This window comes from Salipiger sp. H15 (assembly GCF_040409955.1).
Classification (GTDB): Bacteria; Pseudomonadota; Alphaproteobacteria; order Rhodobacterales; family Rhodobacteraceae; genus Salipiger.
In genome coordinates this window covers 332,912-358,177 of record NZ_CP123385.1, presented here as the reverse complement: position 1 = coordinate 358,177, position 25,266 = coordinate 332,912, and the positions used below count along the sequence as shown (strand labels likewise).

Sequence of the window (25,266 nt, the reverse complement as noted above, 5' to 3'; positions counted from 1 at the left end):
AAAAGGCTAGCAACCGCGATCTCTCTTGATAATTGCAATTGTCAGAGAGATTATGCCGTCATGCGCATCAATTTCGACTTCGCCGATCTCGAAGCCTTCCTCGTCCTGTGCGAAACCGGATCGTTCGTCGCGGCGGCCCGGCACCTCGGGCATTCGCAATCCACCCTGACGCGGCGGATCCGGTCGCTCGAGGAGGAGCTCGGCACGCCGCTTTTCGAGCGCACGACGCGCTCGGTGCGGCCGACGCTCGCGGCCAAGCGGTTCCGGGCCCGCGCGCAGACCATGCTCGACGACGCGCGCGAGAGCCTGCGCGAGATGCAGGACGAGACCGCGCGCTTTCGCCACCAGACCGCCACCATCGTCACCGTCGCCGCGGTGCCAAGCTCGATCCCGCGGCTGCTGATCCCGGCGGCGGGGCTCTTCTCGACCGTCGCGGGCTCGGCGCGGCTGCGCATCCTCGACCTTCTGGCCAACGAGGTCGCCGAGGCGGTGCTGGCGGGCGAGGCGGATTTCGGTCTCAGCTCGCTGACGACGCAGGAGCCGGGGCTGCATTTCGAGCCGCTGCTCGAGGACCGGATCGTGCTGGCGGTGCCGCGCCAGCACCCGTTCGCCGACAAGGGGCCGGTGCAGTGGCGCGACCTCTCCGGCCAGCGGCTGATCCTGCCGATGCAGGGCAGCGGCAACCGCGCGTTGATCGACCGGGTGATGGCGCGGCACCGGATCAGCCTGCACTGGAGCTACGAGGTGCAGCGCACAGCGACCTCGCTGGAGATGGTGCGCTCGGGGCTGGGGATCGCGCCGCTGCCGCTCTCGGCGGTGCCGCTGACCGGGGGCGAGGACTACGCGCTCTGCGATCTGGCCGGGCCCGAGGTGACGCGCGGCTTCTGGCAGGTCACGCGGCTGAAGGCGCGGCTCTCGCCGGACGCGCAGAAGCTGCACGACCTGATCGCCGCCGGTGCGCAGGGCCGCTGATCAGGCCAGCAGGTCGCGCAGCCCGGCGTAGATCAGCCGCACCGACAGCAGGATCAGGATCGCGTCGAGCGCGAGGCGGAAGCGCTTGTCGTCCATCCGGTTGAGCAGCAGCTTGCCCGCCATGGTGCCGACGAAACCCGCCGCGATCATCGCGACGATGAAGGCCCACCAATGCGCGAAGGCAAAGCCGAGCAACCCGAAGGCGATGGTCTTGACCCCGTGCTGCACGGTCATCAGCGCGGCGTGGGTCGCCACATGGGAATGGCGCGGCAGGTTGTGCGACTTGGTGAAGGTGGCGACAAAGAGCCCGGTCGCGCCGAAGAACATGGTCAGGAAGCTCGACACCGCGCCGACGATTGCAGGCCAGTCGCGCAGCCCCTTGGGCGGTGTGGCGAAGACCGAGTAGATGACGAAGACGCCGATGCCGATCTGCATGATCGAGGGCGGCAGGGTCACCGCGATGGCGCCGCCCGCCGCCGCGCCGATCACCGATCCCAGCGCAAATGCGGGAATGGCGGGCCAGAAGATGTGCCGGAAGGTCAGCGCCGCGCGCCCGAAGTTCGAGCCGATCTGGATCACCCCATGCGTGGGGATGAGCGCCGCCGGGGGCACCAGCGTCGCCATGACCGCCAGCAGGATGCCGCCGCCGCCGATGCCGAAGGCCACGGTGATGAAGGAGGCGGCGAAGCTCGTGCCGATGAGCACGGCGAAAACGGTTTCGGCCATGCCGTCGGGCAGCAGCAGGGAAGGGATCATGTCGGGCTTGCTCTTGAGGTAAGGTGCGGTAGGGTCTCACCTATTGCGGGGGGGAACAAGGGATGCGGGTTGATTACCTGGGGCTGGAGGCCTTTGTCGCCATCGCCGATTACGGCTCGTTCCAGCGGGCGGCGGAGGCGCTGAACCTCAGCCAGGCCGCGCTCTCGCACCGGCTGCGCAAGATCGAGGACGATCTCGGCTCGCCGCTGCTGATCCGCTCGAGCCGCGAGGTGTCGCTGACCGCCATCGGACAGGGGTTGCTGCCCGAGGCGCGGGCGCTGCTGAAATCGCTCTACGACACCTACGAGTCTGTCCGCTCCGGGGCGCAGAGGCAGGCGCGGAACCTCGCCTTCGCCTGCCTGCCGTCGATCGCCAACGCGGTGATGCCGCAGGTGCTGCAGACCCTGAGCCGCGAGCGCCCCGACATCGCCTTCGAGGTGCTCGACATCCCGGTGGACCGCATCTCGGGCGCGGTGCGCAACGGCGCGGCGGAGTTCGGCATCACCATCGTCTCGGCGGAGCTGTCGGACCTGCGGCTGCGGCCGCTGGTCGACGAGGACTACCAGCTCTTCGTGCCCGGGGACCACGACTTCGCGCGGCGCAGTCATGTGACGCTCGAGGATATCGCGGGGCTGAAGTTGGCGCGCATCCGCTCGCAGTCGAAGAACCGCCAACTGCTCGAGTCGGCCTTCGGCGAGATGCGCGACCGCATCCTGTGGCATTTCGAGGTGCAGAACGCGACGCTGGCGATGCGCCTCGTGAGCGCGGGGATCGCGCTCACCATCCTGCCCGAAAGCGCCATCGCCATGGCGCCCGCCTCGCTCGTCGCGGTGCCCTTCCGCGGGGTGCGGCTGCAGCGCACGCTCGGCATCGTGTCGCGGCGCGGGGTGCCGATCTCGGAGAACGCGGCGGCGCTGCTCGACCGGATCGAGGGGGAGCTGCTGAAGAAGTTCCGCGCGCATGTCGCGCTCAGCTCGGAACGGGCGTCCAGACCTCGGGATTGATCATCTCGACCGGCGCCCCCGCGGCATAGGCGTTGACCAGCCCGTAGATGTCGCCGAACTGCAGGTCGAGCGTCTCGGCGGTGACGAAGCCCACGTGCGGGGTGGGGATGACCCGCGGATGCGACAGCAGCGGATCGGCGGGGTTCTCCACCGGCTCGGCGGGGAAGACGTCAAGCGCGGCGCGGCCGATCCGCCCGGCCTCCAGCGCCGCGAGCAGCGCGCCCGGCGCGATCAGCCCGGCGCGCGAGGTGTTCACCAGCACCGAGTCGGGGCTCATGCCCATCAGGTCGGCCTCCGTCACTTCGCCCTTGGTCTCCGGCGTCAGGCGCTTGTGCAGCGAGACCACGTCAGAGCCGGCAAAGAACGCCTCGCGGCTTTCGGGGACGCTCACGCCCTCGGCGCGCGCGCGGGCACGGCCCTCATCCGAGGCCCAGACCTGCACCTCCATGCCGAAGGCACGGGCGTAGCCGGCGACCGCCCTTGCGATCCCGCCGTAGCCGTAGAGCCCGAGCGTCCTGCCCGCCACGGTGCGCCCGAGTGGCGCCTCACCCTGCCACGCCCCGGCGCGGGCCGAGGCGATCTGCTCGGGCAGGTAGCGCAGTGCCGCGATGATCAACCCGAAGGTCAGCTCGGCGGTCGAGGTCGACGGCGCCTCGCGCCCGGTCTTCGAGCAGAAGAGCACCCCGGCGCGGCTCAGCGCCTCGGCGTCCACGTGGTTGTGCTGCCCGCGCATGGCGATCAGCTTCACCCCGTCCAGCGCCGCGGCCAGCTCGGCGGTGATCGCGGTACGGTCGCGGAAGAGCACCACCGCCTCGGCCCCCTTCAGCCGCGCGGCCAGAGTGGCTGCATCGGGCGCGCGGTCGGTCCAGACCGTCACCTCATGGCCTTCCAGCAGCGCGAAGGATGGCAGGCCTCGCAGGGAATCGTACCAATCGTCGAGAATGTGAACCTTCACAGCAGGCCCTCCAGCGAAACGGGATGTTCGGTGCCGCTGTGCCCGCCCGGATGGGCGCGGCGGATCACCGGCGAGACGACCCGGTCCGAGACCGGGAAGTCCCACACTGCCGCACCGCCGCGCCGGGCGAAAGCCTCGATGAGCGCGGGCAGCGCGGCAAGGTCGGTGACGCGCTCGCCGCCGATGCCGAAGCCGCGGGCGATGGCGGCAAGGTCGGTGCGCCCGAACACCGCCCCGTCCTCGGGCAGGCCCTCGTCGCGCAGCTTGTGGATTTCGGATCCATAGGCGCCGTCGTTGAGCACGCAGATCAGGATGTTGAGCCCGTGGCGGCGGAAGGTCTCGAGCTCCTGCACGTGCATCAGCAGCGAGCCGTCGCCATCGAACATGACCACCGTGTCGCCGGGCCGGGCGGCGGCGACACCCATGGCGTAGGAGATGCCGTTGCCGATCGCGCCGAACTCGCGGATCGTCAGGAACTCCGCATGGGGCCGCTTCATGTGCGCGAAGAAGAACGAGCAATGGCCCGAGGAATTCACCATCTGCCAGCCGCGCGGCAGGGCGGCGTCGAGCGCGGCGACCACGTCGCGGGGGTCGAGCACATCCTCCTCGGGCGGGAAGCTGGCGGTGTCGGCGGGGGCCTCGGCGATGGCGCGGGCAAGCGCCGGGCTGCGCCAGCCGGGGCGCGGCTCTGTGGCAGCCACCAGCGCCTCGGCCGTCAGCCGCGCGTCGCCGCGCAGGTGGTGGCGGGCGGCGACGAGCCCCTGGCTCACCGCGCGCGGCGCGACGTCGATCTGCACGATGTCGGCGGCGGGGAAGAGCTTGCCCTTGTCGAGGTTGTGCTGGGTGAGGCGGCAGCCGAAGGCGAGCACGAGGTCGGCCTCGGCGAAGAGCCCGCGCGCGAGCGTCGAGGAAAAGCCCCCCGCGACGCCGAGGCAATAGGGCTCGCCGTGGAAGAGACCGCGCGCGGGCAGGGTGGTGCAGAGGAGGGCGCCGGTCCTTTCGGCGAGCGCGCGGCAGGCCCCCGCCGCGCCGGAGTCGGCCGCGCCGAGCCCGGCCATGATGACCACGCGCCGCGCCGCATTGATACGTGCGGCGAGCGTCGGCACGGCGTCGGGATGCGGCGGCAGCGGGGCCAGCGCGGGCAGGATCTCGGCCGAGGGCGCGGGGCGCGGCAGCGCGGCGTCGAGGGTCTTTGCCTGGAGGTCGAAAGGCACGCCGATGACCACCGGCACGCGGTCCTGTTGCGCCTCGACAAAGGCGTCGCGGATCGCCTCGGCCATGCGCGGAACGTGGTGCAGCCGGTGATAGCGCGCGCCACAGGCGGTGACGAAGGGCGCCTGCTCGAGCCCTTGGTTGTACCAGGCCGAGCCGATTGGCGCCTCGCCGGCGAAGATCACCAGCGGCAGGCGGGCGCGCACCGCGGCGGGCAGGGCGGTGAGCACCTGCGTCAGCCCCGGCCCGCAGGTGACCGTGGCGATCCCGACCTTGCCGGCCTTGCGCGCGTACGCCGAGGCGGCAGCGACGGCGCAATGCTCGTGCCGGACGTAGATCATCCGGGTGCCGCGCTGCGCGAGCGCCGCGGCGAAGTTCATGTTCGCGTCGCCAAGGAGGGCAAAGCAGGTGTCGACCTGTTCCGCGGCGAAGCAGTCGGCGAGATGTTCGAAAACGTGCAGGGCCATGGCCGGCTGTCCTCTGGATCGGTGGGTCTGTGCGGCGCGCGCCATGGGTCCGGCGGCGCCTTACGGTGGCGGGAGCGGACACGCTTTCCGGCGCGCCGCCGCGGGGCGGGCGCGTGGACGGGTCCGGAAGAGGGTCCCGCGCGGCGCGGCGCTGGCGGGCCGACCGCGCGGGGGAGGCCGGCTCAGCCTGCGCCGGGCCAGACCGCCTCGGGGATCAGCACCTCGCCGCGGGCGAGCAGGCGCGCGGTGCGCACCACGCCGGCGGATTGCACGGCGATGCCGTCGCCCTGCCGCTCGTGGTTGACCACCACCTCGAAGGTGCCCGAGGGGTGCTCGATGCCGACCGGGACCGGGCTCGGCAGCGCGCCCAGCCCGGCGGGAAGACCGTCGGCCACGGTGCCGGGCAGGATGGTGCAGGTGGCGATGCACTGCCCGCCGGTCACCGCCATCGAGGGATGGCAGGCCCAGGGCATGAAGTAGCGCGCGGTGATCGTGCCGCCGTTGCGCGGCGGCGCCAGCAGCGCGATCTTGGGGGTCACCGATTTCGACACGTCGCCGAGCCCCATCATCTCGCCGGCGCGGAGGCGGATCGCCTCGGCGCGCTCGAAGAAGGCGCCGTTGGCGTCGAGCTCGGCCTGCGTCTCGTAGCCGGTGAGGCCGAAGTCCTCGGCCCTCGCCATCATCACCGGCATGGCGACATCCATGCAGGTGACCTCGATCCCGTCGATCACGTCGCGCAGCCTGCCGGTGGGCAGCAGCGCGCCGGTGACCGAGCCGACAGCCTCCATGAAGCTGAGCCGGATCGGCGCGGCGGTGCCGGGCACGCCGGGGATGGCGTAGTCGCCGGTGTAGGCGACCTTGCCTCCCGGCGTCTGCACCACGGTCTCGATCACCGCCTCGGTGTTGACCGCGTGGACGCGCACGACCGTCTCGCCGTCGCGGGCGGGGACGAGACCCATCTCGATCGCCGCCGGGCCGACGCCGACGAGGATGTTGCCGCAGGTCGGCCGGTAGTCGACCTCGCGCTTGTCGACCGCCACCTGCGCGAAGAAGAAGTCGACATCGCAGTCGTCGCGGCTGGGGGGCGAGAGCATCGCGACCTTGGTGGTGACGGCGCTGCCGCCGCCGAGCCCGTCAATGTTGATCGGGTGGCCCGCGCCGATCACGGCCAGAAGCACCTCGGTCAGGGTCTCGCGGTCGGCGGGCAGGTGCTCGCGCCGGAAGTAGGGCCCGCGCGACGTGCCGCCTCGCAGGAAGTGATAGGGGATCGCGGTTTGCGTCATGGAGCGTTCCTCAGGTGAGCGGCCAGGGCAGGTCGGCAAGCGTCTGCAGCCAGCCCGGCGGCAGATCGCGGCCAAGCACCCAGGCAAGACCGGTGATGAAGGCGAGGCCGATGGCCGTCGCCAGGAGAGTTCCGGGCCAGCCGAAGCGGCCGCGCACCCGGAAGAAGGCGAGCAGGAAGAGCGTCAGCGCGATGAAGAGGCCGAAGGCGAAGGTCATCGCGACAAGCGCCACGAACCAGGCCAGCGTCGACCAGAGCCCCATCGGCGCCTCGCCCTCGGCCCCGCGCTCGATGTCAATGAAGACGTCGTCGGTGGCCGGGGACCGCGCCATGCGCAGCAGCAGGAAGAGCCCGCCGACCAGCGTCACGAGGCCGATGGTGAGCGGGAAGATCCGGTCCTGCAGCCGCCCCACGCCCCAGGCGTCGATCGTGCTGAGCGCGGCATAGGCCACGAGGATCCCCAGAAAGATCGCCGGGGCCCGCTTGCCGCCCGTGGGGGCGTCGATGTTCTCGCGGATGTTCTTCGAGGCGCGGATGCCGACGACCACCGACAGGATGGTCAGCACCAGCAACCCGATGGTGATCGGCGACAGGATGTAGTCCCAGCCCATCGCCGCCGAGCGGTGGAAGCGCGAGGCCGAGATCTGGTAGGCCTGGTTGACGAAGATCTCGGTCTGCCGCGACAGCACGAAGCCGATCAGGAAGGCCGGGCGCGAGAAGTCGAAGCGGCGCAGCATGATGCCGATGATGCCGATGAACACCAGCGCCGCGAGGTCGAGCGCCGACTGCCGCGACTGGAAGGCGGCGAAGGCGATGATCATGAAGAGGTAGGGCGCGATGATGGTGAAGCGGATCGTGGTCATCTTCGCGATCCATTTCGACAGCAGGATGCACAGGCCCGCGCCGACCACGTTGGCCAGCGCCAGCGACCAGACGATCGTGTAGGTGATGTCGATGTTGTTGCGCACCATCTGCGGGCCGGGCGTCATGTTGAGCAGCGCCAGCCCGCCGAGGAAGATCGCCATCGAGCCCGAGCCGGGGATGCCGAAGATCAGCGTCGGGACGAGCCCGCCGCCCTCCTTGGCGTTGTTCGAGCTTTCCGGCGCGATGACGCCCCGGATGTCGCCCTGGCCGAATTTCGAGCGGTCCTTGGCGGTCTGCACCGCCGAGCCGTAGGCCAGCCAGTCGACGACCGAGCCGCCGAGGCCGGGGATCACCCCGACGATCACCCCGATCACCGCGCAGCGCGCCGAGAGCCACTTGTGCTGCCACCAGTCGCGCACGCCCTGGCCCCAGCCGTCGCCCAGCGTGCCGCCCTCGGCGATGGGCCGGTCCTGGCGCAGCAGCGAGACGATCTCGGGCACGGCGTAGATGCCGAGGCCGACGATGACGAGCTGGAAGCCGTCGACGAGATAGGGGATGTCGTAGGTCGACATGCGCAGGCTGCCACCCGCCGGGGCGGCGCCGATGGTGCCGAAGAGCACCCCCGCACCCGCCGCGACGACACCCTTGAGCGGCACGCGGCCGGCGAGGATCGCCACCATCGACATGCCGAGCACGGTGATCATCAGCATCTCGGGCAGCCCGAAGGCAAGGATCAGCGACCGCGCGATCAGGATGAAGAACGACAGGATCACCGCGCCGAAGAGCCCGCCGAAGAGCGAGGCGGTGAAGGCCGCCGATAGCGCCCGCGCCGCGTGGCCCTGCTTGGCCAGCGGAAAGCCGTCGAGCACCGTGGCCTGGCTCGCCGAGGAGCCGGGGATGCCCAGCAGAACCGACGAGAACGTGTCCGAGGTGGGGATGACCGCGATGAGCCCGACCATGAGGGCAAGGCCCGCGACGGGCTCCATCCCGTACATGAAGGGCAGCAGCAGCGCGAGGCCGGCGATGCCGCCGAGACCGGGCAGAACCCCGATCGAGAGGCCGAGCAGCACGCCGCACACGAGGTACATCAGCTGTTTCGGCTGGAAAATAAGGGTCAAGGCCTGCCCCATGTGAGGCAGGGCCTGCAGGATCGTGTCCACGAGAGACTCCACTGGTAGAGGATGGACGGACCCGCCCGGAAAGCCCCCGGGCGGGCGGTCAGATCACGGCGCGATGGCTCATTGCATCGTGATGCCGTAATCCTCCTGCAGCCAGTCGAGGACGTATTGCTTGGCCTCGGGGCTGATCGCGGTGGCCTGCTCGGTGGCCGAGACGGCGCCGTCTCCGACCAGCTGCGGGTAGACGCCCAGCACCTCGGCCGCGGCGTCGGCGAAGCCGTCGGCGGTCACGATCGAGCGCAGCGCCTCGGTGTAGGCGTCAACCACTTCCTGCGATGCCGAAGCGGGCAGGAAGATGGTCTTCTGGTTGCCGAAGCCCGCGATGATGAAGGCCTTGATCGCGTCCCAGGCCACGCCCTCGGTCTGGCAGGCGGCGGTCGCCGCGCAGACTTCCTTGAACGAGGGCAGGTCGGGGAATGTCGGGTCGCGCACGATGTTGCCCGCGTCGTCGAGCGCGCCCCAGGTGAAGATCGGCACGGCCAGCCCGTCGTCGACCAGCGGCTGGACGTTGGCGATGTAGGCCGAGGAGGTCTGGTAGTCGATGTTCGACTCGCCGCGCTCGAACATCAGCCGCCCGTCGCCGCGCCCCTCGACGCCGAAGACCGGGTCCACGTCGAGCCCGAGCATCTTGAAGGCCAGCAGCGGCACGAGGTCGAGCGTGGTCGCGCCCTGCGAGCCGTAGAGGTAGATCTCGCCGCCGAGGTCGTCCATGTCGCCGTCGAACTTCGCGCCGAGGTCGGGCGGCAGGTATACCACGCCGCCGGTGGCCGAGGCGAGCACCGGCTGCCAGCCGGTGTAATCGTAGCGCACTCGCGGATCGCCGAGCAGGTAGGGGAACTTGGTCGAGCCGGAATCGCCGAAGATGGTCAGCCCGTCGCCCTTGTCCTGCTCGCCCTGGAACCAGTTGGCCCCCTCGGTCGAGCCCGCGCCGGGGCGGTAGCGCACGACCACGGTCGGCTTGCCCGGCAGCGCCTCGGACAGCAGCGGGGCGAAGAAGTTCGCCCATTGCGCCGAGCCGCCGGATTCCGCGAAGGGAATGGTGTATTCGACTGTCTTTCCAGAGAAGTCGGCGGCCATCGTGCCCGAGGCCACGGTCGCCATCAGGGCCGCCGCGGCGGTCCCGGCAAATGCGGTACGTTTCATGTTTTCCTCCCGAATGTTCCCCGTGCTCTCCCGTGCGCGGGATCGCCGTGGCCGAGGCCGGGCGACAGGGGGAGGATGTCAGTGGGAGTCTCTCAAATCAAATTTATATAAGGAAACTTTGCATGCATGAAACTTATCCATGGCCTCATAGGATTCGCCGCATACGCGGGGGCGTCGCGGTCACGTCCTGCCCAAGTCTCGGCAAATTTTCTCCAGCAAGATCAACTTGATAACACGAAAAACGCCTCGCGTCCCCGTCTTCACCGACCCGGATGTCGCTGCCGAAACGGCCTCTCGAAGGAAGCTCTTGAACCGTTTCCACAATTGTACACCATGGTATTCATTGGTTTGACGCGGGAGAGGGACCATGAACGACACGATCAACGTGGCAGAGGCGCGGGCCCGGCTGCGGGCCATTCTCGCGGGCGGGGACTGCGTGCGCCCGGCGTCCGTCTATGACGCGCTGACGGCCCGCGCCGCCGCGCGGCTCGGCTTCCGGCTCGGGATGCTCGGCGGGTCGGTCGCGGCGCTGGCGGTGCTCGGCGCGCCGGACCATGCGCTGCTCTCGCTCGACGAGTTCGCCGGGCTCTGCCGCCGGATCTGCCGGGTGGGGGCGCTGCCGCTGATCGTCGACGCCGACCACGGGTTCGGACCCGCGCTGCACGCGATGCGCACGGTCGAGGAACTGGAGGCGGCCGGGGTCGCGGGGATGACGCTGGAGGACACCTGCCTGCCGCGGCCCTTCGGCGCGGCGGGAGGCAGCCTCGTGTCGCTGCCCGAGGCCACGGCCAAGATCGCGGCGGCGCTCGCCGCGCGCCGCGATCCGTCCTTCGTCATCATTGCGCGCACCGACGCGCGGCTGCAGGACGAGGACAGCCTGATCGCCCGCGCCCGCGCCTTCGGGAAGGCGGGAGCGGATGCGCTCTTCGTCACCGGCGCGCGCGATCCGCGGCTGCTCGCCAGCGCGCGGGCCGCGGCGCGCCTGCCGCTGGTGATCCCCGAGCCGAAGGGCGCGCTGGCCGGGGCCGATCTCGCGGCGCTCGGCGTGCGCATCTGCCTGACGCCGCACCGGACCCTGCCCGCTGCGGTCTCCGCCGCCTGGGACAGCCTCGCCGCCACGCCCGGTGCAGCGGCTGCCGGAAAGCCCGAGGACCTCATGTCCGAGCTAAGCGAGGCGGCACGCTACGAGGCGCTCATCTCCCGCTACTTGACCGAAGGCAGCGCCACGTAACGCCTGTTGCCTAATTTTCGGGCATGAGGGCCGGAATTCTGCCATAATGCCGCGACGGAGACCCACGTGGCATTGACACGGCACGGCTCCTGCGCGGATCAAGCTACCGAACATAGTTGGCAAAAGCGCCTCGCGATCCCGCATTCCGTCCCTCTGGACGGCTGGGATCAGCGGGGCTTTTTTCGTTTCTGGAGGCAGCGTGACGCGCGAGATCGACCTTGGGATCCTGTTTTCCCGCACCGGCACCTACAGCCTCATTGCCGAGGCGAGCAGGACCGGCGCGCTGAAGGCGGTCGCCGAGGTGAACGCCGATCCGTCGCTGGACATCACCTTCCGCCCGATCGAGCGCGACCCGCAGGGCAACATCGACGCCTATGCCCCGCTCTGCGAGGAGATCCTGCAGGGCAGCGGCGCGCGCCACGTCATCGGCTGCACCACCTCGTGGAGCCGCAAGGAGGTGATCCCGGCGCTCGAGCGGATGGACGGGGCGCTCTGGTACCCGACGCCCTACGAGGGGTTCGAGGCGTCTGACCGCATCGTCTACACCCATGCCTGCCCGAACCAGCACCTGCTGCCGCTGCTCGACTACGTCTTCGCGCAGTTCGGCACGCGCAGCTACCTGACCGGCTCGAATTACATCTGGGGCTGGGAGATGAACCGGCTGGCGCGCGAGATCGGCATGCGCGCCGGGGGCGAGGTGCTGGGCGAGCGCTACCTGCCGCTCGGCTCCACCGAGATCACGCGGATCGTCGAGGAGATCGCCGACCTCAAGCCCGACTTCGTGCTCAACCAGCTGATCGGCCCGTCGCAATACGCCTTCCTGTCGGCGATGGCCGAACTCCGGCAGCGCGATCCGTACTTCGGCGCCGGGAACTGCCCGGTGCTGTCGTGCAACGTCACCGAATGCGAGCTTGCGGCCATGGGCGCGGCGGCCGAGGGGCTGATCTCGGCGGGGCCGTGGTTCCGCGGGCAACACCCGGCGCTGCCCGGCAATTTCGGGCGCGAGGACTTCGGCTCCTCGCTCGAGGCGGCCGGCCATGCCTCGGTGATGATGCTGGCGCGGCTGCTCTCGGGCACGCCCGGCGCCGAGGCGCTGCCGCTGTCGGAGCTGCTGGCGCAGCCGCGCGCGGCGCGCATGGGGCTGAGCGCGCGCACCCACCACACCCGCCTGCCGGTCGCCATCGCGCAGGTGCGGGACGGGGCCTTCGTGCCGCTGCGCACCGGCGCGCCGGTCGAGGGCGATCCCTACCTGACGCGCGAGCGCGAGACCGCGCCGACCCGGCTGCGGGTGGTCAAATGAGACGGCGGCTGCACATTCCCGAGCTGGGCGGCGCCCGGGCCGCGATCCTGCACCGCCCGCATGCGACAGTGACCGCGCTGGTGCGCCAGCTGCAGGCGATCGGGCTCGAGGTGAGCTGCCACTGGCCCGACCTGCCGGCCTCGGCGCGCGGGGCGGATTACCTCTTCATCGACGTCGACACCGCCTATGACGAGCAGTTCCCTTGGGAGCCGGGCGAGGCGCCGCTGCCGACCATCGCGCTGATCGGGTCGGAGGCGCCGGGCCGCATCGAGTGGCTGATGAACTTCGGCGCCGATGCGCAGATTCTCAAGCCCGTGGGCGACGGCGGCGTCTACTCGGCTCTGCTCATCGCCCGCGCCACCTTCGACGCGCGCGTCGAGCTGGCGGGCGAGATCGACACGCTGCGCCGCCGCCTCGGCCAGCGCCAGACCGTGGTGCGCGCCGTCGCGCTGCTGGCCGCGCGCGGCAAGACCGAGGACCAGGCCTACGAGCAGCTGCGCTCCATGGCGATGGCCTGGCGGATCAGCTTCGAAGAGGCGGCCGACCGGATCGTCGCCGCCTCCAACCCTCCGAAAGACGAGGACAGCATCCATGGCTGACACCGCAGCCCCTTCCGTCCCGGCCGCACCGGCGGGTCCGCTGCGCCGCCTGCTGCGGCGCAAGCTGGCGCTCTTCGGGCTGGCGATCATCGTGCTGGTGGTCGGCGGCGCGCTTCTCGCGCCGTGGATCGCGCCCTTTCCGCCCGAGGAGCAGCTCTTCGACGGGCTGACGCTCATTGGCGAGCCGCTGCCCCCGGGTGGTCCGTTCGTGATGGGCACCGACCTTCTGGGCCGCGACCTCTTCAGCCGGATGCTCTACGGCGCGCGCACCTCGCTGGTGATCGGCGTGGTGGCGAATGGCGTGGCGCTGGTGATCGGCACGCTGGTCGGCGTGCTGGCGGGCTTCGTGCGCGGCTGGCTCGGCGCGCTGCTGATGCGCTTCACCGACCTGATGATGGCCTTCCCGGCGCTCTTGCTGGCGATCTGCCTCGCCGCGATCTTCCAGCCCTCGCTCTGGATCGTCGCCATGGTGATCGCGCTGGTCAACTGGGTGCAGACCGCCCGCGTCGTCTATACCGAGACCACAAGCCTTGCCGAGCGCGAGTTCATCGCCGCCGAGAAGACCCTCGGCGCCTCGCAGACCCGCATCCTCTTTCGCCACATCCTGCCGCATCTCGTGCCGACGCTGATCGTCTGGGGCACGCTCGGCATCTCGGTCACCGTGCTGCTCGAGGCGACGCTGAGCTTCCTCGGCGTGGGCGTGCAGCCGCCGACCCCGAGCTGGGGCAACATCATCTTCGAGAACCAGACCTACTTCCAGGCCGCGCCCTGGCTGGTCTTCATCCCCGGTGCCGCGATCCTGCTGCTGGCGCTGGCCTTCAACCTCGTCGGCGACGCACTGCGCGACGTGCTCGACCCGACCCAGAGGGGGAACGACTGATGCCGGGTTACCTCGCACGCCGCCTGATCCAGTCCGCGCTGATCCTGCTGGGGGTGAGCTTCATCACCTTCCTGCTGCTCTACGTGCTGCCCGCCGACCCGGTGCGGCAAATCGCCGGGCGCTCGGCCACGGCGCAGACGGTGGAGAACATCCGTCACCAGCTCGGGCTCGACCAACCGCTGATGGTGCAATACTGGCGCTACCTGACCGGCCTGCTGCAAGGCGACATGGGCCGCAGCTACCTGCAGAAGACCGAGGTCGCCTCGCTGATCTCGGCGCGGCTGCCGGCCTCGCTGCTGCTGATGGCGGGGGGCATCTTCTGCGAGCTGCTGATCGGGCTCACGCTCGGCATCGTCGCCGCCGTGTTCCGCGGCCGCCCGCTCGACCAGGGGCTCATGGTGACCAGCTTCGTCGCGGTCTCGGCGCCGCAGTTCGTGGTGGGGCTGCTGCTGCTCTATCTCTTCGCGGTGCAGCTGGGATGGTTCCCGATCGGCGGGTACGGCACCTTTGCCCATCTCGTGCTGCCCGCCGTCACGCTCGGGATAATGGGCTCGGGCTGGTACAGCCGGATGATGCGCTCGTCGATGGTCGAGGTGCTGCGGCAGGACTACATCCGCACCGCCCGCGCCAAGGGCCTGACCCGCAGCCGGGTGCTGCTGCGCCACGCGCTGCCCAACGCCATCCTGCCGATCATCGCGATGATCGGCATCGACATCGGCATCTTCATGGGGGGCATCGTCGTGGTCGAGAGCGTCTTCGGCTGGCCCGGCATCGGCCAGCTTGCCTGGCAGGCGATCCAGCGCGTCGACATCCCGATCATCATGGGCGTCACCATGGTCTCGGCCACCGCCATCGTGCTCGGCAATCTGCTGGCCGACCTGATCACGCCCTTCATCGACCCGCGCATCCGCCTGCGCTGACCCCATTACCCCAAGTCCCGGCATTTTCCGGGGCCAGACGACCACCACTCACGACCCGACCACCACTCAGCAAAACGACCCGCGCCACCACTCACGGACAACGGTCAAGAAAACCAACAGGGAGAACGACAAGATGAAAGCACTGCTGACCTCCACCGCGATCCTGCTCGCCTCGGCGATCCCTGCGCTCGCGCAGGACTACACGCCCGATCCCAACGCCAAGGCGGGCGGGACGATCACCGTCACCTACAAGGACGACGTCGCCACGCTCGACCCGGCGATCGGCTACGACTGGCAGAACTGGTCGATGATCAAGTCGCTCTTCGACGGGCTGATGGACTACGTGCCCGGCACCACCACGCTGCGCCCCGGCCTTGCCGAGAGCTACGAGGTGAGCGAGGACGGCACCGTCTTCACCTTCAAGCTGCGCGAGGGCGTGAAGTTCCACAACGGCCGCGAGATGACCGCCGAGGACGTGAAATATTCGCTCGACCGCGTCACCACCCCCGAGACCCAGTCGCCCGGCGCGGGCTTCTTCGCCTCGATCGCGGGCTTCGACGAGATTTCCTCGGGCGCGGCCGACACGCTTTCGGGTGTCGAGGTGGTCGATCCGCTGACGGTGAAGATCACCCTCTCGCGCCCCGATGCCACCTTCCTGCACGTGATGGCGCTGAACTTCGCCTCGGTCGTGCCGTCGGAGGCGGTCGAGGAATTCGGCGCCGACTTCGGCAAGCACCCGGTCGGCACCGGTGCCTTCAAGCTCGGCGAGTGGACCATCGGCCAGCGGCTCGTCTTCGAGAAGAACGCCGACTACTGGCGTGACGGCGTGCCCTACCTTGACGGCGTGACCTTCGAGGTCGGACAGGAGCCGATCGTGGCGCTGCTGCGCCTGCAGCAGGGCGAGGTGGACGTGCCCGGCGACGGCATCCCCCCGGCGAAGTTCCAGGAGGTCATGGGCGATCCGGCGCAGGCCGCGCGCGTCGTCGAGGGCGGCCAGCTTCACACCGGCTACATCACCCTCAACGTCGGCATGGAGCCGCTCGACAAGCTCGAAGTGCGCGAGGCCATCAACATGGCGATCAACAAGGAGCGCATCACCCAGATCATCAACGGCCGCGCCGTGCCGGCGACCCAGCCGCTGCCGCCGTCGATGCCGGGCTACACCGAGGGATACGTGGGCTACCCTTACGACGTCGAGGGCGCCAAGGCCAAGCTCGCCGAGGCGGGTCTGGGGGATGGCTTCTCGACCGAGCTCTACGTGATGAACACCGATCCCAACCCGCGCATCGCGCAGGCGATCCAGCAGGATCTCAAGGCGATCGGCGTCGATGTCGAGATCCGCTCGCTCGCGCAGGCCAACGTGATCGAGGCCGGCGGCGCGGGCGAGGCCCCGATGATCTGGTCCGGCGGCATGGCCTGGATCGCCGACTTCCCCGATCCCTCGAACTTCTACGGCCCGATCCTCGGCTGCGCCGGCGCGGGCGAGGGCGGCTGGAACTGGTCGAAGTTCTGCGACGAGAGCATCGACGCCATGGCCACCGAGGCCGACAGCTTCACCGATCCCTCGGCACCCGAGCGGCTGAAGATGTGGTCCGACGTCTACATGAAGGTCATGGAAGAGGCGCCCTGGGTGCCGGTGTTCAACGAGCAGCGCTACACCATGAAGTCCGAGCGCATGGGCGGCGATGACGCGCTCTACGTCGATCCGGTGTCGATCCCGGTGAACTACGACTACGTCTACGTGACCGAGTGATCCCATGTGCAAGCATTGCGACTACACGATCCACGGCGCGCAGCACCATTTCGGCTGGGACAACTCCGTTGCCCCGGCCCTGACGGTCGCGCCGGGCAGCACGATCCTGTTCAACTGCATGGATTCTTCGGCGGGCCAGCTTGGCCCGTCGAGCACCGTGGCCGACGTGGCCGCGCTCGACTTCTCGAAGATCAACCCGGTCTCGGGCCCGATCTACATCGACGGGGCCGAGCCCGGTGACGCGCTGAAGATCACCCTCGAGGGCTTTGCCCCGCGGGTGCAGGAGGGCTCGGGCTGGGGCTGGACGGCGAACATCCCGGGCTTCGGCCTGCTCGCCGACCAGTTCACCGACCCGGCGCTGACCATGTGGAAGTACGACGCCGATACCATGGCCCCGGCGCTCTGGGGCAGCACCGGCAAGGTGCCGCTGAAGCCCTTCACCGGCACCATCGGCGTCGCGCTGGCCGAGCCCGGCCTGCACTCCATCGTGCCGCCGCGGCGCACCGGCGGCAACCTCGACATCCGCGACATCTCGACGGGCACGGTGCTCTACCTGCCGGTCGAGGTGGCGGGGGCGCTCTTCTCCGTGGGCGACACCCACGCGGCGCAGGGCGACGGCGAGGTCTGCGGCACCGCCATCGAAAGCCCGATGGACGTGACGCTGACGCTCGACCTCGTGAAGGGCGCGAACCTCAAGATGCCGCGCTTCACCACGCCGGGCCCGGTGACCAATCACCTCGACGCCAAGGGCTACGAGGTGACCACGGGCGTCGGGCCCGACCTGATGAGCGGGGCGCGCGACGCGGTGGCCGGGATGGTCGACCTGCTCTGCGCGCAGCACGGCATGTCGGCGGTCGAGGCCTACATGCTGGTCTCGACCTGCGGCGACCTGCGCATCTCCGAGATCGTGGACGCGCCGAACTGGGTGGTGTCCTTCTACTTCCCGCGCGCGGTCTTCGAATGATGCTGGCGCAAACCATGGCTGCTCCCGTCCCGGGGGCGGCCGCCACGCCGCTCCTGTCGGTGCGCGGCCTGACGGTCTCGGTGCGCGACCGCGGCGTCGTGCGCCCGCTGGTCGAGGGGCTGAGCTTCGATCTTGCCGCGGGCGAGACGCTGGCCATCGCCGGCGAGAGCGGCTCGGGCAAGTCGATCACCTCGCTGGCACTGATGGGGCTCTTGCCGAACAACGTCTCGGTCACCGCCGGGCAGGCGCTGCTGCAGGGCACCGACCTGCCGTCGCTGCCCGAGGCCGAGATGCGCGGGCTGCGCGGAGCGCGGGTGGCGATGATCTTCCAGGAGCCGATGACCTCGCTCAACCCGGTGCACCGCATCGGCACGCAGCTCGTCGAGGCGATCCGCGCGCACGAGGCGCTGCCCCTGCGCGAGGCCCGCGCCGCCGCCGTCGAGGCGCTGCGGCGGGTGCGCATCTCGGAACCCGAGCGGCGCATGGGGCAATACCCTCACGAGCTTTCCGGCGGCATGCGGCAGCGGGTGATGATCGCCATGGCGCTCGCCATGCGCCCGGCGCTGCTGATTGCCGACGAGCCCACCACCGCGCTCGACGTCACGGTGCAGCGCGAGGTGCTGGACCTCCTGCGCGATTTGCAGGCCGAGACCGGCACCGCCATCATCCTCATCACCCATGACATGGGAGTGGTGGCCGAGACCGCCGACCGCGTCGTCGTCATGAAGGCAGGCCGCGTGGTCGAATCCGGCCCGGTGGCGCAGATCTTCGAGGCCCCGCGGGAGCCCTACACCCGCGACCTGCTGGCCGCCGTGCCGCGGCTCGGGGCAGGGGCCGAGCGCGCCGCGCCGCTGCCGCCCGAGGCGCCGGTGCCCGTCGCCCGGCTGCTCGATGCGCAGGTGCGGTTCGACATCGGCGCGAACTTCTTCGGCCGCCCGACCCACCGCGTGCACGCGGTCGAGGGGGTGAGCTTCGACATCCGCCCCGGCGAGACCTTCGGCCTTGTCGGCGAGTCCGGCTGTGGCAAGTCCACCATCGCCAAGGCACTTGCGGGGCTCGTGCCGCATCACGGCCTGATCGAGGTCGCGGGAAGGAAGCTCTCGGAGCTGACCGCGCAGGGCCGCAAGGAGATCTGCCGCGACGTGCAGATGGTCTTCCAGGACCCGATGGCGGCGCTCGATCCGCGCATGACCGTCGGCGAGGCGGTGGCCGAGCCGCTGCTGATCCACGGCGTCGGCAGCGCCGAGGGGCGCCGCGCCCGCGCCGCCGACCTCTTCCAGCGCGTCGGCCTCACGCCCGAGCAGATGAGCCGCTACCCGCATGAGTTCTCCGGCGGCCAGCGGCAGCGCATCTGCGTTGCCCGGGCGCTGGCGCTGAAGCCGAAGCTGATCATCTGCGACGAGAGCGTCTCGGCGCTCGACGTGTCGGTGCAGGCGCGGGTGCTGGCGCTGCTCGAGGAGCTGCAGGAGGAGATGGGCGTCTCGTACCTGTTCATCAGCCACGACATGGCGGTGGTCGAGAACGTGGTCGACCGGCTGGCGGTCATGTACCTCGGGCAGGTGGTCGAGATGGGCACGCGCGATCAGGTCTTCGGCGATCCGCGCCACCCCTACACGCAGCGCCTGCTCGACGCGGTGCCGATCCCCGATCCGGCACGCCGGGGCCGGGCGCATGTGCGTCCCGCCGGCGAGATGCCCTCGCCGATCCGCGCGCTGGGGGATGCGCCGGCGCGGCTCGCGCTGCGCGATGTCGGCGGTGGCCACCTCGTGGCGGAGGAGGCCTGAGGTCAGGCGGAGGCAGGAGGGCGGGTCAGGAACCCTCGTCGTCGGCGTGGCGCCCCGCGCCGCCCATGCCGAGCCCCATGCCCATCCCCATGCCGCCACCACCACCACCACCGCCGCCGGACTTGCCGCCCGAGCCGCTCTCGCGGCTGCCGGACTTGCCCGAGCCGGAACCCGGCCGGGTCGGCCCCTGCAGCGGGATGGTCACGTCCCCGGGGATCTCGGAAAGGTCGAGCGCCTTGCGGATGTAATCGCGCAGCGAGACGACGAGCTCGCCGGTCCGGATCGGCTGACCCGCGGCCATCTGGTTCGCCGCCTGCGCCGCGAGCCGCACCTGCTCGTCCGTGCCCAGCAGCAGGATGTCGGAAAGCGCCGCCTCGACCGCGTCGCGGATGCGGCGGGGGCGGTCGGAGCCGGAACCCGGCATACCCGCCTCGGCCTCGGCGCTGCGCTCGCGGATCTCGCGCATGTGGCTGGGATCGACTTCGAGCTGCCCGGTGAAGGAGCCGCCAAGCACCTTGTAGGCGGCGATCAGCGTCTTAAGCCGCTCGTTGATCTGGCGGTTCATCCGTTGCTGGCGCTGCTGCAGCGTCAGCATCATGAAGACCCGCATGCCGACGGCGAGCATCGTGAAAAGCACGAGCCCCAGCAGCGTGCTGAGCAGCCCTTCCCAGGAGCTGAAATCCAGGTTCCTCAAGGCGCCCCTCCGCTCCGGTCGGCCCGCATGTCCCCGCGTCAGCGCCAAGCTTAGCTGCGCGCCGGGGCAGGGCAAGGCAAACCGCGCGGCGCAACGCGGTCCCGGCGCCGCGCCGCGCAGCGACCGGCTGGCCTCTTGGCAAATCCCGCGCTTTGGGGCAGAGGAGCGGCATGAGCCAGACCTCCTTTACCCTTCACGGGCGGGACGGAGCGGCGCGCACCGGGGTGATCTCCACCCCGCGCGGCGAGATCCGCACCCCCGCCTTCATGCCCGTCGGCACCGCGGCCACCGTCAAGGCGATGCTGCCGGAATCGGTGCGCGCGACCGGCGCCGACATCCTGCTCGGCAACACCTACCACCTGATGCTGCGCCCCGGCGCGGAGCGGGTGGCACGGCTTGGCGGGCTGCACAAGTTCATGAACTGGGAGCGGCCGATCCTCACGGACTCGGGCGGGTTCCAGGTGATGAGCCTGTCGGGGCTGCGCAAGCTCACCGAGGAGGGGGTCACCTTCAAGAGCCACGTCGACGGCTCCAAGCACATGCTCTCGCCGGAAAGCTCGATGGAGATCCAGCGCCTGCTCGGCTCGGACATCGTGATGTGCTTCGACGAATGCCCGGCGCTGCCCGCCGACCGTCCGCGGATCGAGCAGAGCATGCGCCTGTCGATGCGGTGGGCGCAGCGCTCGCGCGATGCCTTCGGCGACCGGCCGGGGCACATGCTCTTCGGCATCCAGCAGGGCGGGCTCGAGGAAGACCTGCGCGGCGAGAGCGCCGAGGCGCTGACCTCGATCGGCTTCGACGGCTACGCGGTGGGCGGGCTCGCGGTGGGCGAGGGGCAGGAGGCCATGTTCAAGGTGCTCGACTTCGCCCCGGGCCAGCTGCCCGAGGACAAGCCGCGCTACCTGATGGGCGTCGGCAAGCCCGACGACATCGTTGGCGCGGTCAAGCGCGGCATCGACATGATGGACTGCGTTCTGCCCTCGCGCTCGGGCCGCACCGGCCAGGCCTGGACCCGGCACGGCATGGTCAACATCAAGAACGCCCGGCACCAGGACGATCCGCGCCCGCTCGACGAGGCCTGCACCTGCCCGGCCTGCCGCAGCTATTCGCGCGCCTACCTGCACCACGTCTACCGCGCCGGAGAGATGATCTCGGGCATGCTGCTGACCTGGCACAACCTGCACTACTACCAGGAGCTGATGCAGGGGATGCGCGACGCGATCGCCGCCGGGACGTTTGCCGCCTTCGAGGCGGAGTTCCACGCGCAGCGCGCCGAGGGCGACATCCCGCCGCTCTGACCGGGGCGATTTGCACAGATTTCTCAGATGCCTGGGTGGCGCCGTGGAAACGCGGCGCCACTTCTGCCTTTCCGCTCCTGTGCACGCAGACATTCCCTCCGTGCATTCCCGCACAGCGCTCTGCGCGCTTGCCGCAGCGCGGCGGGCCCTTATCTCTGCACTCCGATGCCGGGCAGACCCCGGACCCTCCACATCCCAAGCAAGGGAGAGACCCCATGACCGAGGCCCTTTTCACCCCCTTCACCGCTGGCGCCATCGAGATGGCCAACCGCGTCGTGATGGCCCCGCTCACCCGCAACCGCGCGGACAACGTCACCGCCGAGGTGAATGACCTGCACGTCGAGTACTACCGCCAGCGCGCCGGCGCCGGGCTCATCGTCACCGAGGCCTCGCAGATCTCGCCGCAGGGCAAGGGCTACATCCAGACGCCGGGCATTTACTCGCAGGGCCAGGTCGAGGCCTGGAAGAAGGTCACGGGCGCGGTCCACGCCGAGGGCGGCAGGATCGTCATCCAGCTCTGGCACGTCGGCCGGATCAGCCACACCTCGCTGCAGCCCGGCGGCCAGGCCCCGGTCGCCCCGTCGGCGATCCCGGCGGGCGGCAAGACCTTCACGCTGAACGGTTTCGAGGAGACCTCCACGCCCCGCGCGCTGGAGACCGATGAGATTGCCGGCATCGTCGCCGACTACCGCCACGCCGCGCGCGCCGCGATCGAGGCAGGCTTTGACGGGGTCGAGGTGCACGGCGCCAACGGCTACCTGATCGACCAGTTCCTCAAGACCGGCGCCAACCACCGCGAGGACCGCTACGGCGGCTCGATCGAGAACCGCGCGCGCTTCCTCTTCGAGGTGCTCGACGCGGTGACGGACGAGATCGGCGCGGATCGCACCGGCCTGCGCCTGTCGCCCTTCTCGCCCGCGAACGGCATCAGCGACGCCGACCCGCAGCCGCTCTTCGAATACGTCACCAGGAAGTTGAACGGCTACAATCTGGCCTACCTGCACATCGTCGAGGGCACCACCGGCGGGCCGCGCGCGCTGCAGGAGGGCGAGAGCCTCGACGCGCTGCGCGCGCTCTACGAGGGCGTCTGGATGGGCAACAACGGCTATGACCGCGAGATGGCGATCGAGGCCGTGGCCTCGGGCAAGGCCGACCTCGTCGCCTTCGGCCGTCCGTTCATCTCGAACCCCGACCTCGTGGCCCGTCTCGAGACCGCCGCGCCGCTGAACGCCGGCGATCAGGGCACCTTCTACGGCGGCGGGGCGGAAGGCTATACCGACTACCCGACGCTGACCGAAGCCGCCTGACACGGCGGCGGGGAGCGCGGCAGCGAAGGTTCATCGTGCTGCCGTTAAGGCTGTTGCAAGGTTTTGATGCCGCGCCCCCCGCAATCTCCTGCCTTCCGCCAATTGCCCGCTTGCGCCCGGCGCAGCGGAGCGTCACATTGGTGGGAACCGGGCCCGGCGTGCTTGAAAAGTTAACGCCAACGCCCCACCTGAATACCTCGACAGGGGACGGCAGAGGTCGCCGATATCCGGGGCCGGGCCGTCCTGCCAGTAGCAAGGAATGCGTATGCAACAGCCTCTCAACACATCCTATCCGGTGCTGCCGCTGCGGGACATCGTCGTTTTCCCGCACATGATCGTGCCGCTCTTCGTAGGGCGCGAGAAATCGGTGCACGCGCTGGAAGAGGTGATGGCGGACGACAAGCAGATCCTGCTTGCCGCCCAGATCGATCCTGCCGTCGACGACCCCGATTCCGACGGCATCTACAAGACCGGCGTGCTCGCCAACGTGCTGCAGCTGCTGAAGCTGCCCGACGGCACCGTGAAGGTGCTGGTCGAAGGCCAGGCGCGCGTGCGTATCACCGAATATGTCGACAACGCCCGCTTCTTCGAGGCCAAGGCCGAGTATCTCTCCGAGATGCCGGGTGATCCCGCCGCGATCACCGCGCTGGTGCGCACCGTGGCCGAAGAGTTCGAGCGCTACGCCAAGGTCAAGAAGAACATCCCCGAGGAGGCGCTCTCCGCCGTTTCGGAAACCACCGACCCGGCCAAGCTCGCCGACCTCGTCGCCGGCCACCTCGGCATCGAGGTCGAGCAGAAGCAGGAGCTTCTCGAAACGCTGCCGATCTCCGAGCGGCTCGAGAAGGTCTATGGCCTGATGCAGGGCGAGCTCTCGGTCCTGCAGGTCGAGAAGAAGATCAAGACCCGCGTCAAGTCGCAGATGGAGAAGACCCAGCGCGAGTACTACCTGAATGAGCAGATGAAGGCCATTCAGAAGGAACTCGGCGACGGCGAGGACGGCCAGAACGAGATCAACGAGCTTGCCGAGAAGATCGAGGCCACCAAGCTTTCGAAAGAGGCGAAGGAAAAGGCCGAGGCCGAGCTCAAGAAGCTGCGCAATATGAGCCCGATGTCCGCAGAGGCCACCGTGGTGCGCAACTACCTCGACTGGATGCTCTCGATCCCGTGGGGCGTGAAGAGCCGCGTGAAGAAGGATCTCGGCCTTGCGCAGCAGATCCTCGATCACGACCACTACAGCCTCGACAAGGTCAAGGAACGCATCGTCGAGTATCTCGCGGTGCAGGCGCGCAGCCAGAAGCTGAAGGGCCCGATCCTCTGCCTCGTCGGCCCGCCGGGCGTCGGCAAGACCTCGCTGGGCAAGTCGATGGCCAAGGCCACCGGGCGCGAGTTCATCCGCATCTCGCTGGGCGGCGTGCGGGACGAGTCCGAGATCCGCGGCCACCGCCGGACCTACATCGGCTCGATGCCGGGCAAGATCATCCAGGCGCTGAAGAAGGCGAAGACCACGAACCCGCTCATCCTGCTCGACGAGATCGACAAGATGGGCCAGGACTTCCGTGGCGACCCGGCCTCTGCAATGCTCGAGGTGCTCGACCCCGAACAGAACGGCACCTTCGTCGACCACTACCTCGAGGTGGAGTACGACCTGTCGAACGTCATGTTCGTGACGACCTCGAACTCGTACAACATGCCGGGGCCGCTGCTCGACCGGATGGAGATCATCCCGCTCTCGGGCTACACCGAGGACGAGAAGCTCGAGATCGCCAAGCGTCACCTGCTCGACAAGCAGATCAAGGCGCACGGGCTCAAGAAGGGCGAGTTCTCGGTCACCGACGAGGCGCTCACCGACATCCTGCGCTACTACACGCGCGAGGCCGGTGTGCGGAACCTCGAGCGCGAGGTGGCCAAGCTGGCGCGGAAGGCCGTGACCAAGATCGTCAAGGGCGAGACCAAGCATGTCGAGGTGACCTCGGCGAACCTCGACGACTTCCTCGGCGTGCGGAAGTTCCGCTACGGGCTTGCCGAGGAAGAGAACCAGGTGGGTGTCGTCACCGGCCTCGCCTACACCTCGGTGGGCGGTGACCTGCTGCAGATCGAGGCGCTGCGCCTGCCGGGCAAGGGCCGGATGAAGACCACCGGCAAGCTCGGCGAGGTGATGAAGGAGTCGATCGAGGCGGCCTCGAGCTACGTGCGCTCGATCTCGCCGCAGATCGGGGTCAAGCCGACGCGCTTCGACAAGTGGGACATCCACGTCCACGTGCCCGATGGCGCCACGCCCAAGGACGGCCCCTCGGCCGGTCTCGCGATGGTGACGGCGATCGTCTCGGTGCTGACCGGCCTGCCGGTGCGCAAGGACATCGCCATGACCGGCGAGGTCACGCTGCGCGGCAATGCCTCCGCCATCGGCGGGCTCAAGGAGAAGCTTCTCGCGGCGCTGCGGGGCGGCATCAAGACGGTGTTCATCCCCGAGGAGAACGAGAAGGACCTCGCCGAACTGCCGGACAACGTGAAGCAGGGGCTCGAGATCATCCCGGTCAAGCACGTCTCCGAGGTGCTGGAGATGGCGCTGATCGGCAAGCCCGAGCCCATCGAGTGGGACGAGGAGACCGAGGAGGCCGCCGCCGCCCTGCGCGCCAAGGACGAGCAGGCCACGGGCGCCACGGCGCACTGACGGCACTGCATGGTCAGACTGAGAAAGCGGGT

At 69.5% G+C, this 25,266-nt stretch carries 20 protein-coding genes; 13 read left to right on the top strand and 7 right to left on the bottom strand.

What is annotated here, in order from left to right; genetic code table 11:
* Positions 1 to 60: 60 nt before the first annotated feature.
* Positions 61 to 972: a LysR family transcriptional regulator gene (locus tag PVT71_RS15960; protein ID WP_353475051.1), complete on the top strand. Its 912-nt coding sequence runs from the start codon at positions 61 to 63 to the stop codon at positions 970 to 972.
* Here the strand turns inward: PVT71_RS15960 and PVT71_RS15955 are convergent, their stop codons facing one another.
* Positions 973 to 1,728, bottom strand: a complete 756-nt coding sequence (locus tag PVT71_RS15955) for a sulfite exporter TauE/SafE family protein (RefSeq protein WP_353475050.1) — start codon at positions 1,726 to 1,728, stop codon at positions 973 to 975.
* 62 nt (positions 1,729 to 1,790) lie between these two features.
* Here PVT71_RS15955 and PVT71_RS15950 point away from each other — a divergent pair, with 62 nt between their 5' ends.
* Positions 1,791 to 2,732 carry a LysR family transcriptional regulator gene (locus PVT71_RS15950; protein WP_353475049.1) on the top strand — a complete coding sequence of 314 codons (942 nt, stop codon included), beginning with the start codon at positions 1,791 to 1,793 and terminating at the stop codon, positions 2,730 to 2,732.
* Here the strand turns inward: PVT71_RS15950 and PVT71_RS15945 are convergent.
* The 5 genes from PVT71_RS15945 to PVT71_RS15925 form a co-directional block, all read right to left on the bottom strand.
* Positions 2,698 to 3,687, bottom strand: a complete 990-nt coding sequence (locus PVT71_RS15945) for a D-2-hydroxyacid dehydrogenase family protein (RefSeq protein ID WP_353475048.1) — start codon at positions 3,685 to 3,687, stop codon at positions 2,698 to 2,700. The genes PVT71_RS15950 and PVT71_RS15945 overlap by 35 nt on opposite strands.
* Positions 3,684 to 5,366, bottom strand: coding sequence for a thiamine pyrophosphate-dependent enzyme (locus tag PVT71_RS15940; RefSeq protein WP_353475047.1), 1,683 nt, complete (start codon positions 5,364 to 5,366; stop codon positions 3,684 to 3,686). The genes PVT71_RS15945 and PVT71_RS15940 overlap by 4 nt, the downstream gene beginning before the upstream one ends.
* Before the next feature lie 182 nt (positions 5,367 to 5,548).
* Complete coding sequence (locus PVT71_RS15935; RefSeq protein WP_353475046.1) at positions 5,549 to 6,649, bottom strand: 4-oxalomesaconate tautomerase; 1,101 nt, start codon at positions 6,647 to 6,649, stop codon at positions 5,549 to 5,551.
* A gap of 10 nt (positions 6,650 to 6,659) precedes the next feature.
* Positions 6,660 to 8,642, bottom strand: coding sequence for a tripartite tricarboxylate transporter permease (locus PVT71_RS15930; protein ID WP_353475552.1), 1,983 nt, complete (start codon positions 8,640 to 8,642; stop codon positions 6,660 to 6,662).
* Between the two features lie 108 nt (positions 8,643 to 8,750).
* Complete coding sequence (locus PVT71_RS15925) at positions 8,751 to 9,833, bottom strand: tricarboxylate transporter (RefSeq protein WP_353475045.1); 1,083 nt, start codon at positions 9,831 to 9,833, stop codon at positions 8,751 to 8,753.
* A 367-nt stretch (positions 9,834 to 10,200) separates the two neighbouring features.
* Here PVT71_RS15925 and PVT71_RS15920 point away from each other — a divergent pair, with 367 nt between their 5' ends.
* The 8 genes from PVT71_RS15920 to PVT71_RS15885 all read left to right on the top strand — a co-directional run bounded on the left by PVT71_RS15920 (position 10,201) and on the right by PVT71_RS15885 (position 19,264).
* On the top strand, positions 10,201 to 11,064 hold the full coding sequence (locus PVT71_RS15920) for an isocitrate lyase/phosphoenolpyruvate mutase family protein (protein WP_353475044.1): 864 nt from the start codon (positions 10,201 to 10,203) through the stop codon (positions 11,062 to 11,064).
* Positions 11,065 to 11,263: 199 nt separating this feature from the next.
* Positions 11,264 to 12,364, top strand: a complete 1,101-nt coding sequence (locus PVT71_RS15915) for a transporter substrate-binding protein (protein WP_353475043.1) — start codon at positions 11,264 to 11,266, stop codon at positions 12,362 to 12,364.
* Positions 12,361 to 12,963 (top strand): ANTAR domain-containing protein, encoded by a 603-nt coding sequence (locus tag PVT71_RS15910; protein WP_353475042.1) that lies wholly within the window; start codon positions 12,361 to 12,363, stop codon positions 12,961 to 12,963. The genes PVT71_RS15915 and PVT71_RS15910 overlap by 4 nt, the downstream gene beginning before the upstream one ends.
* Positions 12,956 to 13,843, top strand: coding sequence for an ABC transporter permease (locus tag PVT71_RS15905; RefSeq protein ID WP_353475041.1), 888 nt, complete (start codon positions 12,956 to 12,958; stop codon positions 13,841 to 13,843). Before PVT71_RS15910 ends, PVT71_RS15905 begins: the two co-directional genes overlap by 8 nt.
* Positions 13,843 to 14,763, top strand: a complete 921-nt coding sequence (locus tag PVT71_RS15900) for an ABC transporter permease (protein ID WP_353475040.1) — start codon at positions 13,843 to 13,845, stop codon at positions 14,761 to 14,763. Before PVT71_RS15905 ends, PVT71_RS15900 begins: the two co-directional genes overlap by 1 nt.
* Positions 14,764 to 14,896: 133 nt before the next feature.
* Positions 14,897 to 16,516 carry an ABC transporter substrate-binding protein gene (locus PVT71_RS15895; RefSeq protein ID WP_353475039.1) on the top strand — a complete coding sequence of 540 codons (1,620 nt, stop codon included), beginning with the start codon at positions 14,897 to 14,899 and terminating at the stop codon, positions 16,514 to 16,516.
* 4 nt (positions 16,517 to 16,520) lie between these two features.
* Entirely contained in the window at positions 16,521 to 17,480 is a 960-nt protein-coding gene (locus tag PVT71_RS15890; protein WP_353475038.1) for an acetamidase/formamidase family protein, read from the top strand.
* Between the two features lie 14 nt (positions 17,481 to 17,494).
* Positions 17,495 to 19,264: an ABC transporter ATP-binding protein gene (locus PVT71_RS15885; protein WP_353475037.1), complete on the top strand. Its 1,770-nt coding sequence runs from the start codon at positions 17,495 to 17,497 to the stop codon at positions 19,262 to 19,264.
* Between the two features lie 25 nt (positions 19,265 to 19,289).
* On the opposite strand, the gene PVT71_RS15880 is transcribed toward PVT71_RS15885, so the two are convergent.
* Positions 19,290 to 19,958, bottom strand: coding sequence for a hypothetical protein (locus PVT71_RS15880; RefSeq protein WP_353475036.1), 669 nt, complete (start codon positions 19,956 to 19,958; stop codon positions 19,290 to 19,292).
* Positions 19,959 to 20,128: 170 nt separating this feature from the next.
* On the opposite strand from PVT71_RS15880, the gene tgt reads away from it, so the two are divergent.
* From tgt to lon, 3 genes are all read left to right on the top strand, one after another.
* Entirely contained in the window at positions 20,129 to 21,256 is a 1,128-nt protein-coding gene (gene tgt, locus PVT71_RS15875; RefSeq protein ID WP_353475035.1) for a tRNA guanosine(34) transglycosylase Tgt, read from the top strand.
* A 215-nt stretch (positions 21,257 to 21,471) separates the two neighbouring features.
* On the top strand, positions 21,472 to 22,563 hold the full coding sequence (locus PVT71_RS15870; protein ID WP_353475034.1) for an alkene reductase: 1,092 nt from the start codon (positions 21,472 to 21,474) through the stop codon (positions 22,561 to 22,563).
* A 265-nt stretch (positions 22,564 to 22,828) separates the two neighbouring features.
* Positions 22,829 to 25,234, top strand: coding sequence for an endopeptidase La (gene lon / locus PVT71_RS15865; protein WP_353475033.1), 2,406 nt, complete (start codon positions 22,829 to 22,831; stop codon positions 25,232 to 25,234).
* Positions 25,235 to 25,266: the final 32 nt, after the last annotated feature.